The organism is Methylomonas sp. LL1 (assembly GCF_015711015.1).
Taxonomy (GTDB): domain Bacteria; phylum Pseudomonadota; class Gammaproteobacteria; order Methylococcales; family Methylomonadaceae; genus Methylomonas.
The window spans coordinates 1,116,404-1,130,256 of sequence record NZ_CP064653.1; the positions used below are offsets into that span (position 1 = coordinate 1,116,404).

Consider the following 13,853-nt stretch of genomic DNA (forward strand, 5'->3'; position numbering starts at 1 on the left):
ATGTCGACCGACACCGAAAATCTGATCAATGAACTTCGTAGCCAACTGAAGGATTGGGAGGTACGCCATCACACGCTATTGAACACCTTGAGCGACGCCCTGATCACCATCGACAACCAAGGCCGGATCAAAAATTTCAATCAGGCCGCCGAGCATGTGTTCGGTTATCTGGCCGGCGAAGTGGTGGGTGAAAAAGTCAATATTTTGATGCCGGAACCGCACAGCATCGAGCACGATAAATACATGACCCGCTACATCAATACCGGGCGCAAGCACATTATCGGTACCGATCGTGAAGTCATGGCCATGCGCAAGGACGGCTCCCAATTCCCGATTGAACTGGCCGTCAGCGAGATGTGGCAGGATGGCGAATTACAGTTTACCGGCTTGATCAAGGACATTACCGAGCGTAAAAAAATCGAGCAATTGAAAAACGAGTTTATCTCCACGGTCAGTCATGAACTCCGCACGCCATTGACGTCGATTCGCGGCGCATTGGGCTTGATCAACAGCGGCATTTGCGGCCCGTTACCCGACAAAATGGGCGATTTATTGACCATCGCCACTAACAACACCGAGCGCTTGCTGTTACTGATCAACGACATTCTGGATATCGAGAAAATCGAGTCCGGTAATCTGCGTTTTGATTTTAAACGCCTCGATCTGGCAAATCTGATTGAAAACGCCATCGCCGATTGCAGTAGTTATGCGGCCGAACACCATATTCACTACCGCTTCATTTGCCAGGACAACCCCTTGTATGTCAACGCCGACCCCGACCGCTTGATACAAGTCATCAATAACTTGCTGTCCAACGCCGCCAAATTTTCGCCCAAAAACGGCGATGTCGAAGTCACGCTGATTCAACATCAAGGCTTCGCCCGCATCAGTGTCCGCGATCATGGCCCTGGCATTCCCAGCCAGTTTTTGCCGAGATTATTCGATAAATTTTCCCAAGTCGACGGCAGCGACAAACGCAATACGGGCGGAACCGGTTTGGGCTTGAGTATCGCCAAGGCCATCGTCGAAAAACATCAGGGCAAAATCGGCGTTGAAACGCAGGAACACTTCGGCAGCACCTTTCATGTCGATCTCCCCATGCAATCCATCAATGGCCTGGGCGAACAATTACAGGATGAACTGGCCGAAGGCGCCAAAATACTGATTATCGAGGACGACCCCGACGTTGCCCATTTGATCAAGCGCATCCTGCTGGATGCCGGCTTCAGTTCCGAAATAGCTTACGACACCATGCAAGCCAAGCAGTTATTGCGGAAAAACACCTATCACGCAATTACGCTGGACATCATTTTACCCGGCCAGTCGGGCCTGGATTTTCTGAAGGAATTACAGAACAATAAGGCCGACGAAACGCCGGTGGTGGTGATTTCGGTCGATAGCTACAAAAAACATGCGGATGGCGATGACTTCAGCAGCAGTATTATCAACTGGCTGCAAAAACCGATTAATAGCGAAATACTGATAAGCACCATTAAAAACATCAAACCCAGTTCCGGCCATCACCGGCCTCTGATTCTGCAGGTCGAAGACGAAGCCGACGTGCGCAAGATCGTCGAGCTGATTTTGACCGACACCGCCGACGTGATTGCGGCCGGATCGCTACGGGAAGCCCGCCAACAGCTCGGCCAACGCCATTTCGACCTGGTACTGCTCGATGTCGGCTTGCCGGACGGCAGCGGGCTTACTTTGTTGCCGGAGATCAAAAAGCGTCACCCCGGCACCGAAGTGGTGATTTTTTCGGCGCAGGATGTGGGACAGGATATTGCCAGTCAAGTCAGTGCCGCATTGGTAAAATCCGCCACCAGCAATATCAAACTGATTCAAACCATCAAGGCGGCAATTAAGTAATGAGTCAAAGAAGTCAATCACGCTTCCCCTGCGTCGGTATCGACTTGATGTTCTCGCCGTTGCAGGATGATTATATCGAAGGCATGGGGGCCAAAATCTATCAGGCCGTTTGTCACGACATGAGTTTTTCCGGTTTATCGTTCGATGTGGTTCACGCCATGCAAGTCGGCGAGCAAATCATCATTATCATTGAAAACCAATTTCAACCCAGCGAGCGTCTGCAAGCCGAAGTACGTTGGTGTAAAACCATCTCGGAAGGCGTGTTTAGAATCGGGGTCAAAATCCTGCTCGAACAAATTCACGATGGCTCGCCCATCGCCAGCGCCGATCTTCTGGAAGACATCGCCGCCCACCCGCTTGCCATGCCCAGCGGGGCCGAATTACGCTGCCCAGCCTGTTTGGAACGGGCGGTGTTCGAACTGGTTGATAATCAACTGGGTTACTGGATGGATGGGGTTTTACCGCTTTATACCTGTTCGGTCTGCGCCACCACCCGCACCATACCCAATATTTTGGAGTTCAACCGCCGTTTCTATCTGACCGAACTGAACAGTAACCGACTGGTGTTCGGCGCGAACACCAAACTTAGCCGGCCGAATACGCTGCATAAAATTCTGTATGTGGAGGATGACCCCGACATTCAAACCGTCGCCAAGATGGCGATGGAAATGATAGGCGGTTTTGAGCTGGAAGTCTGCGATGACGGTTACCAAGCCCAGCAGAAGGCTCAAGCCTTTCAGCCCGATCTGTTTTTATTGGACATGATGCTGCCGGGCATGACCGGTATACAAACCCTGGAACAGTTACGCGCGCTACCCGGCTTGGAGCAAGTACCGGCCATATTCATGACCGCAAAAATTCAAAACCATGAAATTGAAGACTACAAACGCCAAGGGGTATTGGGCGTCATTCCAAAACCGTTTGACCCAATGACCTTAACCAACGACATCAATAACATCTGGCAAGGCCAATAAAAATCAGCGCATCGCGCAAGACGAATAGAGGTCTGCCTGGGAACCCAATTGTTGCAGCTTGGCTTTATCCAGCATCACCCTGGCAAACCATTGGGTCTTGGTTTTTTCCCGCTGGTTGATTTCCGCTTGAATGCCGATTTGAGCTAACTGATTTTTATAGTTGTTTGCCCGTTGCCTATCATTGAAAACCCCCAGCGAATATCCGCCTTTGTTGTCTCCGGCCGGAATCAGCCAAATATCCTGCAAACCTTTCGCATTTAACATCAGTTTGTTAATCCTGGATTGCTCGGGATTTTTCGCCGCCGGATAAAAAACCTGAAAATCACTGGGAATGGCGGTTTCTTTTGCAATGATTTGCTTGCTGGCCAAGTTATGCCCGGCCAACCATTTGTTCACGCTAGACTCATCGGCAAATGGGCCGGCCTCGACACATTTGCGAACCACGGCTTGAAGCGGTGTTTTTTCCGGCTCAACCGGTTTGGCGACTACTCGCGGCTTGCGGGATGTGGCAGAGGCTGAATAGGCTTGAAGCGTCCAATGCCGGACGCGCGACTTTTCCAGCAGGCGATCGATTTCAGCCAGACGCCAACGATTGATGTTGTTTTCGACGATTTCGGCAATAACGGCACCGCGCCTAGCGTCGGCATACTCACTGACCAACAAGATGGACGACGGCGTGACGGGTTCGGATGGCCGAGGCGACACCCGGCCGGCATTGAATTGCCACAGAAAAAAACCGATGTTCAGTAGACATAACAACAAAAACAACGATTTCATGCCAACCGATCTCCCTCGCAAAAAACCGACAACCCTTTCAATACCAGTTTCTCATCGACCACGCAAGGCCGTGACAAGGACAGGGCTAGCGTATTGGCATCGCCCCCGGTCAATAACAGGCGATAGCTGCTTGAAAACTGGCGAACGCTATGTTCTACCATGCCCAAGGCCGCCATCAACACACCATTGGCAATCGCCGCATCGGTCGAGTTTGCCGGTTCCGTCCGGTACACCCGAGCATTGAAAGTCAGGTCGGCGGTATTGGAGGCCAAGGCCTTTTGCATCGTGATCAATCCCGGGCAAATCAAGCCGCCCAGATGGGTGCCGTCGGCCCGCATTGCGTCCAAGGTAATCGCCGTGCCGCAATCGACCACGCAGACATCGCCCGGATAATGCCGGTGAGCGGCAATCAATCCCAGCCAGCGGTCCACGCCTAACTTTTCCGGTTCAACATAGCTGTTTTTGACGCCATGGGCATAGTCCGCCGATTTCGGCAGCACCAGCGCAAGCTCCGGCCAAAGGCTATGCCTTAAATCCATAATATCCGTCAGCAGCTGCTTACTGGAAACCGAGGCAATCGCCAGTTTTTTGGGCGGCTCAATGGCCAACCAACGCTCGCGCAGAATCGAAAAAAAACGCGGCTGCCGATAATCCAGGGCCTCGACGACTTCGATACGGCCGTCGGTTTCAACCGCCCATTTCAGGCGTGAATTGCCTATATCGACTAACAGATTCATGCCGCCCTGAAACTGACTTCTCCGGATGCGAAGGCACGTAAGCGGCCATCGCCATCCTCCAGCAACAACAAGCCTTGGTCATCGACGCCTCTAACGATGCCGTCAATACGCTGCTGGCCGATGAAAAGACTTACCGCTCCGCCCCGCATGCAGTCGAACTCGCGCCATTGGTTGACATGATCCGGCAAATCTTGATTATCGAAATCGGCGATGACTGGCAACATTTCGTTCAATAACAATGCCACTAAGCTATTGCGCTGGCTTATGGCGCCGTCGCCGAGGATTTGTTGCAGATCGACCCAAGCCTGCTCGATGCCAGCGGCCTGTCCACTGGGCAAATAAACATTCAAGCCCAATCCGATTACGGCATGACAAGGCCCGCTGCTTTCGCCGGACACTTCTATCAAAATACCGGCCAGCTTACGCCCGCGCCAATAAATATCATTGGGCCACTTCAAGCCGACATCTTCGACGCCGGCACCGCGAAGGGCGCGCACGACCGCAACCCCAATGGCCAAACTTAAGCCGGCAATCGCCCCGGGGCCATTCTGGTAACGCCAAAGCAGGGAGAGATAAATATTATGCCCGAAAGGTGAAATCCATTGGCGCCCACGCCGCCCCTTGCCGGCTGTCTGGTATTCGGCCAGACAAACCCAGCCCGACGCTTGATTCTGTTGGGAGATTTGCAATAGATAGCCGTTGGTCGACGGCAGACAGGTGTGGATTTCCATTCGCTGCATCAAAGACCGGGTTTGCTGGCGCAGACCGGTTTCAATCTGATTTTGATCGAGTAATTGCAAGGGGTGTTGCAACTTGTAGCCTTTGCCGCTGACACCGACCACCTCGACACCCCAAGCAGACATGGCCTGTAGATGCTTCCAGACAGCCGTGCGGCTAACCGCCAGCACCCGCGCCAATTCGGTGCCGGAGTGGAATTGACCATCTGCCAATAAACCCAGCAGGCATTTAAGATTATCGGAATTCAGCATAATGGCCTTGCAGCCACCCGAAACATTGGCATCAAACGATCAACTGGCGTTTTTGTCGCGCAACTGCTGCATCTGCTTTTTGATGACATGTTTAATCAGCAATTCACGGTCTTCTTCTTTCATATTCACATATTCAACACAAATCGCAAACGGGTGCTCGGCATTGTGTTCTGAAATGTCCTTGCATTGCACCACGCGGGCATAGGCTACGATGACCGCCAAACAAGAAGTCAATAACATCCTCAATTCGAGCAATTCGCCAATCTTGATGGGCTGATCATTGGTAAAGGCTACACCGGCGGCGCTCAAGCTGACTTCGCGCATATCATGTTCGGAAAAAGCCTCGTCCTGGGAGGTTAATGCCTGACTAACTAGGTTGACCTTGCTGTCGATCAGTTTGAGATACTCGAACATTTCAGGGTCTCGCCGCTCCAACCTAGGGGCCAGCGTGGACAACTCCTGGTTCAATACATCGAGCGCGGCGGTTAAACTGCAACTGCTCAACACATCGGTTGAAACATAACTCAATTCCTTGATTTTGCTTGGGTCGATCACTCTGTGCAGCAGATTAATCGTATCGCTTACCCTGAAATAACGTCTCTTCTCTTCAAACTCATCCGCCATGATCACTATCCTAACCGGTGTTAATATCTGTTGATTTTAGCCGATGACGGCCACAAACAGGCAATATTTACCACGCCCGTTCAATCCGGAATGACTACATCGTGTTGCCGAATCAGCTCATTCACCCGCTCGCGTCCGATAATCCGGGCCGGCAGAATCAATTGATCCTCGGTCAGTCCTCTGTCCGACAACGATTCGGCTTCCACATACAGGTTTTTAACGTCGTAAATATCCAGCGCTAAATACATCGCCGCGGTATTTTTTAACACCATGGCATCCGGGTTTTGCCCGGCTTTCAGCTGAAATACCCCGTCATCTAAAAACAGTATGCTGACGGACTGATCGAATGCAGCCGTGGTCAGTATCTGATCCAACGTCTCCTGCACATGGCTGCTGACATGCGGTAGTTGCCGCATCACAAATAGATAGTTTTTTTTCACGCCTTTCTACCCGAACACCAAACAGCGGTCGGCCATCAAAGTCGATTCCAGCCATTGGCCTAAACCGGCGATCCGGAAACCGTCCGCCAAATCATCGTCTTTAGCGCCCTGGCGCCGTGCCTCGTCGCCACACAGCAGTCCCCGCCGTTGCGCGGCGGAAATGCAGACCACCAAATCAATTCGATGATCGCGCGCCAACGCCGACCACAGTGCGCCGATCTGGATCTCGTCATCGGGCGGCAAGGCATAGCGGAATGCATGCTGTATGCCATCCTGATAAAAAAAGACACGCAAAATTTGATGATCGGCTTGCAAGGCCGCCAGAATAAATCGATAGGCAATCAACCCGGCATTGGATGCATACGGGCTGGTGTTGACTTGAATGGCATATTTCATGACGCAGTAAAGGGCCGGCAATAAATAACTTATAATTTGTTTATTTTACTACCAACATATCATGTTGTTCCGGTTTTCACTGCCACCGCTATGGGCCTGAAACCAAATTGCCGCATTCTTGTCGGATTTGCCATGAAACTAAAAACCTTAACGCTAGCTATCGCAATCAGCCTACTTCCCTCTATCCCGCGCGCGCTGGAGATCGAAAAAATCCAACTGCCGGAGATGGGCGATTCCGCCGGGGCGCTGATTTCTCCGGTCGAGGAAAAAGAGTTTGGGGCGGCTTTTTTCCGCAATCTACATAGCCAGGCCGACATCAGCCAGGATTTGGAAATAGAACAATATATCCAATCCATTGGCCGCCAACTGGCCGCGCATAGCGACAATCCTTCCACTCCGTTCCATTTCTTCGTGGTGATGGACCCCAACATTAATGCTTTTGCCGGCCCTGGCGGTTACATCGGAGTTAATTCGGGCTTGATTCTGCTGACCGAAGCGGAAAGCGAACTGGCCTCGGTCATGGCTCACGAGATTGGCCACGTCACCCAGCGCCATCTATATCGGCAAATCGAGGCGGCCAGTAAGATGTCGATTCCGACCGTGGCGGCAACCTTGGCCGCGATACTGATAGGCACGCAATCCCCCAGCATGGGCCAGGCGGCATTAATGGCGGTACAGGCCGGCAGCGTTCAATTTCAGATTAACTTTACCCGCGACAATGAGAAAGAGGCCGACCGGGTAGGCATGCAAACATTGGCGGATTCCAGCTACGATCCGCGCAGCATGCCGACTTTCTTCGAGCGGTTGCAGCACTCCACCCGCTATTACGGCAAAGGCATCCCGGAGTTTCTGCGGACTCACCCGGTTTCCGAAAGCCGGATCGCCGACACTCGCGGCCGGGCCGAGACTTATCCCTACAGGCAATATCCGGACTCGATGGGTTACCTGTTAACCAAGGCCAAATTATATGCCCTGACTACTTTCGATAAAAATGCCGCGATGCAGCATTTTTCCACTCTGGAGCAACAAGGTACCGCCGAACAACGCGCCGTCGCCCGCTACGGCATGGGTTTGGTCCATCTGCAGAATTTGCAATTTCCGGCGGCCAGCGAAATCTTTCAAAAGTTGGCCGAGCAATACCCCAATCAACCGCAATACGTGGCGGCGTTGGCCCGCACCGCGATGGAAAGCAAGGATAATCAAAAAGCCAATCAATTGTTTGCCCAAGCCGTCCGCAATTTTCCAAACAACGATGCGATAAAAATCGAATACACCCGCTACTTGCTCAAAAGCGCACAGCCGCAACAAGCGAAAAACATTCTACTCAGCCTGTCGGACAACCAAAAACAGCAGCCGTTTTATTTCCAGCTACTGGCGCAAATTCACGCCGACATGAAGCAGGCGGCCGAGTCCCACCGCTATATGGCCGAACATTACTATGCCAGCGGGCAAACCGACGATGCCATCATGCAAATCAGACTGGCCAAACAAGAAAAAAACCTCAACTATCAACTTCAGGCCATTCTGGATGAACGCTTGAACTTTTTTCTGTCCGAACAAGAACAGAAAAAAATCGATGATTAATAAATATTAGTATATGCAGATATAGCCAAGTTTCTGTTTCAACATATTAATTTCGGCACGAAACTAGTTTTAGGTAAAAGCATGCTTTTTTTGATGGACATCTCAATTTTTTTTCCCTAAACTCTGCCCACCTTTTAGGGGTGCACAAGGTCTTTACACACTGAGGCCAATGTCTTTGAGGGGAGGGAAGCGGCCTGTAGCTAAGGCGCATAACAATAACAATAACAGTAACTGCTTGACTAAACTGCCTTAACCGGTAGACGTCCAAAAATAATAAAAAACAAAAGGACGAGCCCGCGTACAGCGGGCTTTTTATTGCTCGACGTCCCTACTCTTCCCCAGTCCTACAAATAGTCGTTCCCAAGCTCACCCATCGGGAATGCGCTTAAATATCGGTTAACTAAGGTGACCATGTGCCAGGCCTCCGGCCTCGGCTTGCTCCGGCGAACTTCATTTGCCGGCAAAGCCATTGTTAAAATCAGGACTGCAGTCGTTCCTATGTTATGAGGATAGCCGCTAACTGATTTTTGCTGTAGCCTTTTACCGCACCCCACGCTTCCAAAGCCGAACTTCAGTACTTAAAAATATGCCGAATAATGCGTTTCAATCGCTGGCTAAACTACCAGTTCGCCTTCCCTGGCTGATCTTGCTGTTATTCATCGCCGCCAGCGGCATTTGCTTGCCTTATATCGCCGAACATCTGGGAGTTAACAACAACACATCGGAAATGCTTTCGCCGGATTTGCCGTTTCAGAAAGTCAGGCTAAAACTGGAGAAGGAATTCCCTCGCGATGCCGCGGCTATTCTGGTGGTGGTTGAGTCGACAACTCCGGAACAGACTGCGATGGCTGCCGACTATGTCAACCGGCACCTGCAGACGCAAACCAATCTGTTCGAATCCAGCTATATTCCGGAAGATAATCCGTTCTTCCGCCGCCAAGGACTTTTATATCTCAGCCTTGATGACCTGGAAGTCCTATCCACCAAACTGATCGACGCCCAACCGTTTATTGGCTATCTCTCCACCCATTACCATTTTGCCGGATTGATCGACATCATTTCGTTGGCTTTAGAAGGTCATGAGCAAGACCTGACCATGCCTCTCGATCCACTACTAAGCGCAATCGACCAAACCCTAGTCGCGGTCAAAGCAGAGCAACCGCATTTTCTATCATGGCAGCAACTATTGACCGAAACTCGCTTCGGTCGCGATCAGACCCGGCGTCTGGTGATAGCCAAACCCCATATGAATTTCAAGCAACTAATGCCGGCGAAAGCACCAATGGCTCATTTGCGTGGATTAGCCGATGAAGTGTCCGCCCAATTTCCCGGCGTTACGCTCAGCTTTACCGGAGAAGTGCCATTGGAGCACGAGGAACTGGAAACCGTCATGCAAGGCATGGTGATTTCCAGTATGGCGTCCTTGTTGTTGGTACTAATTGCGTTGTGGTTAGGTTATCGCTCCTGGCGGCTGTTGTTCGTAACCTTCATCGTACTCATCATTGGCCTGGTTTTGACCACAGGGTTTGCAACCTTGGCTGTCGGCCATCTGAATCTGATTTCGGTGGCGTTTGCGACGCTTTACATCGGACTGGGTGTCGATTACGCAACCCATTTTTGCCTGCGTTACAAGGAGTGCCGCCGGCAAGGCATGCCTGGTGATCAGGCGCTGTTTAGCACTATCAATAGCATAGGTGTACCCCTTTTTTTATGTGCATTTACCACCGCGATTGGTTTTTTTGCCTTCATTCCGACCGATTTCAAGGGGGTCTCGGAATTGGGCGTGATCGGCGGTGTCGGTATTTTCATTGGCTTCATTGTTTCGGTGACCTTGCTGCCGGCGTTGCTGAAACTGTTGCCGCTGACATCCTTGAGCATTAATGACAAGCCGCTATTGCCTGTCTGGGCTTATAGTTTTCCATTCCGGCATGCCAAAGCCATCCGTATTGGAGCGGTGCTGCTGGCGATAGGCGCATGCTTTATGCTGACCCGACTTACATTTGATTCCAACCCGGTCAATTTGCGCGATCAAAACACCCAGTCGGTGATTGCCTTCAAGAAACTCCTCAAAAGCAAAACCGATTCGCCGTTCTCGACCTCGGCTTTGACCGATAGCCTGGAACGCGCCGACCAATTGGCTGGGCAATTTGCCAAATTGGCCAGCGTACATGAGACCATCACCCTTAGCGACCTAGTCGCTGATCAGCAAGAGGAAAAATTGGAGATCATCGATAATTTGAATCTGATCATGCCGACCCAGCTCAATCGATTCGAACAGCCAGCGGAACCATCCAATGTACGTGGAGCCTTGCTGAAACTGGCCGAAACCTTACAAAAAACGGCGGTGCAACAATCAAGCGTCGTCGCCGGCGGATTATTGAGCAAATTGCATGGCGATGTGCTGGATTTCATCCAGCATGCCGACAATAACGCAAATCCGTCCGGCGTCTACGGTCAATTGGAAAAAAGCCTGTTCGAATTACTGCCGCACACTCTATTGCAACTACGCGATGGTCTGACCGCGACAGCCTTCGGCATCAACGACATTCCGCAAGAGGTTCGGTCACAATGGGTCAGTGATAGTGGCGTGTATCGGGTTTTGGTGATGCCGGAACAGGATCTGAACAATACCGATTATCTGAAAACCTTCGTAAATGATATGCTAAACACCTATCCAGACGTATTCGGCCTTCCGATCGGTGACGTCAAGTCCGGCGAGGCAATAGTCCAGGCCTTTGTCGAAGCCTTTACTAGCGCATTATTGGCAATCATCCTGTTGCTATTGGTGCAGACGCGTAACGTTAAAACCACGTTACTTATAATTACGCCATTGCTCTTGGCGTCCTTGCTGACCGGCGCCGCCAACGTACTACTAAACAACCCGTTCAATTTTGCCAACATCATCGTGTTACCCCTACTACTGGGTATTGGCGTCGATAGCGGCATCCATATCGTCTACCGTTTACAACACCAGCATGACGCGGAAGACACTGTATTACAAAGCAGTTCCGCCAGAGGCGTTTTTTATAGCGCGTTGACCACCCTGTGCAGCTTTTCCAGCTTGGCTTTTAACACCCACGCCGGTACCGCTAGCATGGGTTTGTTGTTGGCTATAGGCATTTCCCTGATGCTAATATGCTGTCTTTTGGTTTTGCCAGCCATCGCACACAAACCATCCCTCCCTCGGTCAAAATAGCAGCATGACCAAAGCGCCCTAAGCCCTGCTTTACATAGCATTTAATCAACGTAACGTTGACAACCACCCCGGCACCACCTTTAAAACGGAAGTCTACGCTCGTCAACTGGATGGCGAGAAATATCTAATAATAAGATCACTGAAGACAACAGAGCAAAAATCACGACGAACAAACCAGCCGGGAGCGTCTGCCATTTGCCGATGTGAAAAAGGAGACAGATTGCCGCTAATGGCTGCCCTACCCCGGTTCGCCGTCGATACGCGGCTCGGTCAGAACCGGCGTGTAATAAAACACAAACAAGGAGAACGCCGCCAGCCAGCAATAACTGGAAGCCAGCACAAAACCGCCATACCAGCCGGGCAGAATGGCCGGTAACAGTACCCGCAACAACGCCGCAACATTGATTAACACGAAAGCAATGGCCATGACATTGGAGGCTTTTAACGCCCTGCCGGTATGCCCCAAGGCCACCCGCGCCATCATGCCCAAGGTCAAAATACCGATACCACCCACGGTAAAGGCATGCAGTGCCAAGGAAGGCACGACCAACGAATAAGCCGCCAACGCAACCAGCGCAAAGCCTAAAATCAGCCAGGCGTAACCGACATATAATACCCACAGCAAGGGTACAAACCAAATACGCGGGTTATACCAACCTAAAACCCGCATCACATTCAGCACCACGGCCGCTAGGGCAACCAGGGTTAATACCAGGCCGGTAATACCGAACATCATCAACACAAAAACCGCCAAGCCGAGCACAATAGCGGCAATATCAAGCCCAGGATTACGAATACAGATGACGCCGGACAAGCCTCGCTCGGTAAAAAACGGAAACACCCGGCCCGCGATCACCAGTATCATCATCACAATCAGCGCAACCACCAGATTCAGCCCCAGCATGGCGCTGGTTTCCGAACCACCCAGGATTTGCGTATGTATCAAACCGTTCCCCAAGGCCATCAACAGCAACAAGGCGGTAAAAATTAGATTTTTAAAATCGCCGGTTTTCAAAACCGGTTTAGTCACGAAATAAGCCAGAGCCGGCAGAAAGGCGAAATCCACAGCGGCAATCAACCCATCCGGCAACAGTTCGGAGTAAAACGGCGTGACTCGGCCGTAAATCCATAACAAACCGAGCGAGGCCAATTGATCGGGTGTCACCGTCTGTCTACCGGTCCAGTTTTTGACGGCCGTCAATAAAAAACCGGCGATCACCGCGACCGAGTAACCCAGCAACATTTCATGCGCATGCCAGATGGTCGACGGATAATAATTGTCGATATGCAAGGAACCATTGGAGATGGAATTCCACAGCGCAATCAGGGCCAAGGCCGACAATCCCGCCAGGGCAAAAAACACCCTGAATCCCATGGCAAACAGCGGGTAATCAAAAACCGGTTTGTTATTCATGCAGCCTTTCCTCCAGCCAATCAATTTCGTTATCCGAGAATCCGGCGATTATACGCACTTCTCGATTAAACGGCCCCTTGGGTTTGCCTTTGTAATAATTCAGAATCAATTCCTTATAGGCTTGCTCGGGCTCCAGGCCGCGCTGTTTTGCCAAGGCATTGAACCAAAAAGAACCGCGCTCGACATGGCCGATTTCGTCTTGATAAATCCGGGTTAAAATCGCCACCCCGGCGCTATCGCCCAGGGCTCGCAGTTTGTCTATCATCGCCGGCGTCACATCCAGGCCGCGCGCCTCCATGCAACGCGGCACCAGTGCCAGCCGGGCCAGAATATCCTCTGCGGTGTCCTCGGCATGAGACCACAAGCCGCGATGCGCCGGTAAATCACCGTAATCAAAACCCAAAGTCAACAGATGATTGCGAATTAAACCGAAATGTTGGGCTTCCTCGTCGGCTATCCCGAGCCAGTCGCGATAAAAATCCTCCGGCAAGCCGCGAAACCGGTAAATGATGTCCCAGGCTAGATAAATCGCCACAAACTCGATATGCGCCAATGCGTGAAAGAATGCCGCCTTGCCTTCCACCGTATCGAGCCGCCGGCGCGGCATATCGCGCGGCATCAGCAATTGTGGTTTAGCCGGAAACATCGTATTAACGATCGGCAAGGCTTGGCTGCCCGTTTCAAATGACAAGCGATTATCATCCAGCAAAGCCCTCGCTTGATGAGTTAAAGCCAGTTTTTGTGCAATGTCGCTGTCGAACAGACAACGCTCGGCAAATTCAAAAAGGTTGTTCAAGTGTGTCCCAAAAGTCGTGAAAGCCAGCCATCGGTTAACCAAATCGAGCAACGGACT

The 13,853-nt window shown here is 51.4% G+C and carries 12 protein-coding genes; 4 read left to right on the forward strand and 8 right to left on the reverse strand.

The features are described from left to right. Complete coding sequence (locus IVG45_RS05565) at nucleotides 1-1,869, forward strand: response regulator (protein ID WP_196436886.1); 1,869 nt, start codon at nucleotides 1-3, stop codon at nucleotides 1,867-1,869. Then, nucleotides 1,869-2,843, forward strand: a complete 975-nt coding sequence (locus IVG45_RS05570; RefSeq protein ID WP_196436887.1) for a response regulator — start codon at nucleotides 1,869-1,871, stop codon at nucleotides 2,841-2,843. Before IVG45_RS05565 ends, IVG45_RS05570 begins: the two co-directional genes overlap by 1 nt. A 3-nt stretch (nucleotides 2,844-2,846) precedes the next feature. Here IVG45_RS05570 and IVG45_RS05575 read toward each other — a convergent pair whose 3' ends face one another. The 6 genes from IVG45_RS05575 to tusD form a co-directional block, all read right to left on the reverse strand. Beyond that, on the reverse strand, nucleotides 2,847-3,620 hold the full coding sequence (locus tag IVG45_RS05575; protein WP_196436888.1) for a hypothetical protein: 774 nt from the start codon (nucleotides 3,618-3,620) through the stop codon (nucleotides 2,847-2,849). Then, nucleotides 3,617-4,357: a type III pantothenate kinase gene (locus tag IVG45_RS05580; RefSeq protein ID WP_196436889.1), complete on the reverse strand. Its 741-nt coding sequence runs from the start codon at nucleotides 4,355-4,357 to the stop codon at nucleotides 3,617-3,619. Before IVG45_RS05580 ends, IVG45_RS05575 begins: the two co-directional genes overlap by 4 nt. Further along, a complete protein-coding gene (birA, locus tag IVG45_RS05585) occupies nucleotides 4,354-5,346 on the reverse strand; it encodes a bifunctional biotin--[acetyl-CoA-carboxylase] ligase/biotin operon repressor BirA (RefSeq protein WP_196436890.1) in 993 nt (330 codons plus the stop codon). The genes IVG45_RS05580 and birA overlap by 4 nt, the downstream gene beginning before the upstream one ends. Nucleotides 5,347-5,385: 39 nt before the next feature. After that, complete coding sequence (locus IVG45_RS05590; RefSeq protein ID WP_196436891.1) at nucleotides 5,386-5,970, reverse strand: PilZ domain-containing protein; 585 nt, start codon at nucleotides 5,968-5,970, stop codon at nucleotides 5,386-5,388. Between the two features lie 80 nt (nucleotides 5,971-6,050). Then, nucleotides 6,051-6,410, reverse strand: a complete 360-nt coding sequence (gene tusC, locus IVG45_RS05595; protein WP_196436892.1) for a sulfurtransferase complex subunit TusC — start codon at nucleotides 6,408-6,410, stop codon at nucleotides 6,051-6,053. 6 nt (nucleotides 6,411-6,416) lie between these two features. After that, nucleotides 6,417-6,806, reverse strand: a complete 390-nt coding sequence (gene tusD, locus IVG45_RS05600; RefSeq protein ID WP_196436893.1) for a sulfurtransferase complex subunit TusD — start codon at nucleotides 6,804-6,806, stop codon at nucleotides 6,417-6,419. 132 nt (nucleotides 6,807-6,938) lie between these two features. Between tusD and IVG45_RS05605 the strand changes: the two genes are divergently transcribed. Together IVG45_RS05605 and IVG45_RS05610 are read left to right on the forward strand one after the other, a co-directional pair. Continuing rightward, nucleotides 6,939-8,390 carry a M48 family metalloprotease gene (locus tag IVG45_RS05605; protein WP_196436894.1) on the forward strand — a complete coding sequence of 484 codons (1,452 nt, stop codon included), beginning with the start codon at nucleotides 6,939-6,941 and terminating at the stop codon, nucleotides 8,388-8,390. A gap of 586 nt (nucleotides 8,391-8,976) precedes the next feature. After that, nucleotides 8,977-11,586 carry an MMPL family transporter gene (locus IVG45_RS05610; RefSeq protein WP_196436895.1) on the forward strand — a complete coding sequence of 870 codons (2,610 nt, stop codon included), beginning with the start codon at nucleotides 8,977-8,979 and terminating at the stop codon, nucleotides 11,584-11,586. 238 nt (nucleotides 11,587-11,824) lie between these two features. Here IVG45_RS05610 and IVG45_RS05615 read toward each other — a convergent pair whose 3' ends face one another. Together IVG45_RS05615 and IVG45_RS05620 are read right to left on the reverse strand one after the other, a co-directional pair. Then, entirely contained in the window at nucleotides 11,825-13,000 is a 1,176-nt protein-coding gene (locus tag IVG45_RS05615; protein ID WP_196436896.1) for an NnrS family protein, read from the reverse strand. Next, nucleotides 12,993-13,796, reverse strand: coding sequence for a ferritin-like domain-containing protein (locus tag IVG45_RS05620; RefSeq protein WP_196436897.1), 804 nt, complete (start codon nucleotides 13,794-13,796; stop codon nucleotides 12,993-12,995). Before IVG45_RS05620 ends, IVG45_RS05615 begins: the two co-directional genes overlap by 8 nt. Between the last annotated feature and the right edge of the window lie 57 nt (nucleotides 13,797-13,853).

Coding starts and splice junctions, on each gene's coding strand:
- IVG45_RS05590 (WP_196436891.1), bottom strand. CDS start 5,970: ATGGCGGATGAGTTTGAAGAGAAGAGACGTTATTTCAGGGTAAGCGAT.
- IVG45_RS05615 (WP_196436896.1), bottom strand. CDS start 13,000: ATGAATAACAAACCGGTTTTTGATTACCCGCTGTTTGCCATGGGATTC.
- IVG45_RS05610 (WP_196436895.1), top strand. CDS start 8,977: ATGCCGAATAATGCGTTTCAATCGCTGGCTAAACTACCAGTTCGCCTT.
- IVG45_RS05580 (WP_196436889.1), bottom strand. CDS start 4,357: ATGAATCTGTTAGTCGATATAGGCAATTCACGCCTGAAATGGGCGGTT.
- tusD (WP_196436893.1), bottom strand. CDS start 6,806: ATGAAATATGCCATTCAAGTCAACACCAGCCCGTATGCATCCAATGCC.
- IVG45_RS05575 (WP_196436888.1), bottom strand. CDS start 3,620: ATGAAATCGTTGTTTTTGTTGTTATGTCTACTGAACATCGGTTTTTTT.
- IVG45_RS05605 (WP_196436894.1), top strand. CDS start 6,939: ATGAAACTAAAAACCTTAACGCTAGCTATCGCAATCAGCCTACTTCCC.
- IVG45_RS05570 (WP_196436887.1), top strand. CDS start 1,869: ATGAGTCAAAGAAGTCAATCACGCTTCCCCTGCGTCGGTATCGACTTG.
- IVG45_RS05565 (WP_196436886.1), top strand. CDS start 1: ATGTCGACCGACACCGAAAATCTGATCAATGAACTTCGTAGCCAACTG.
- birA (WP_196436890.1), bottom strand. CDS start 5,346: ATGCTGAATTCCGATAATCTTAAATGCCTGCTGGGTTTATTGGCAGAT.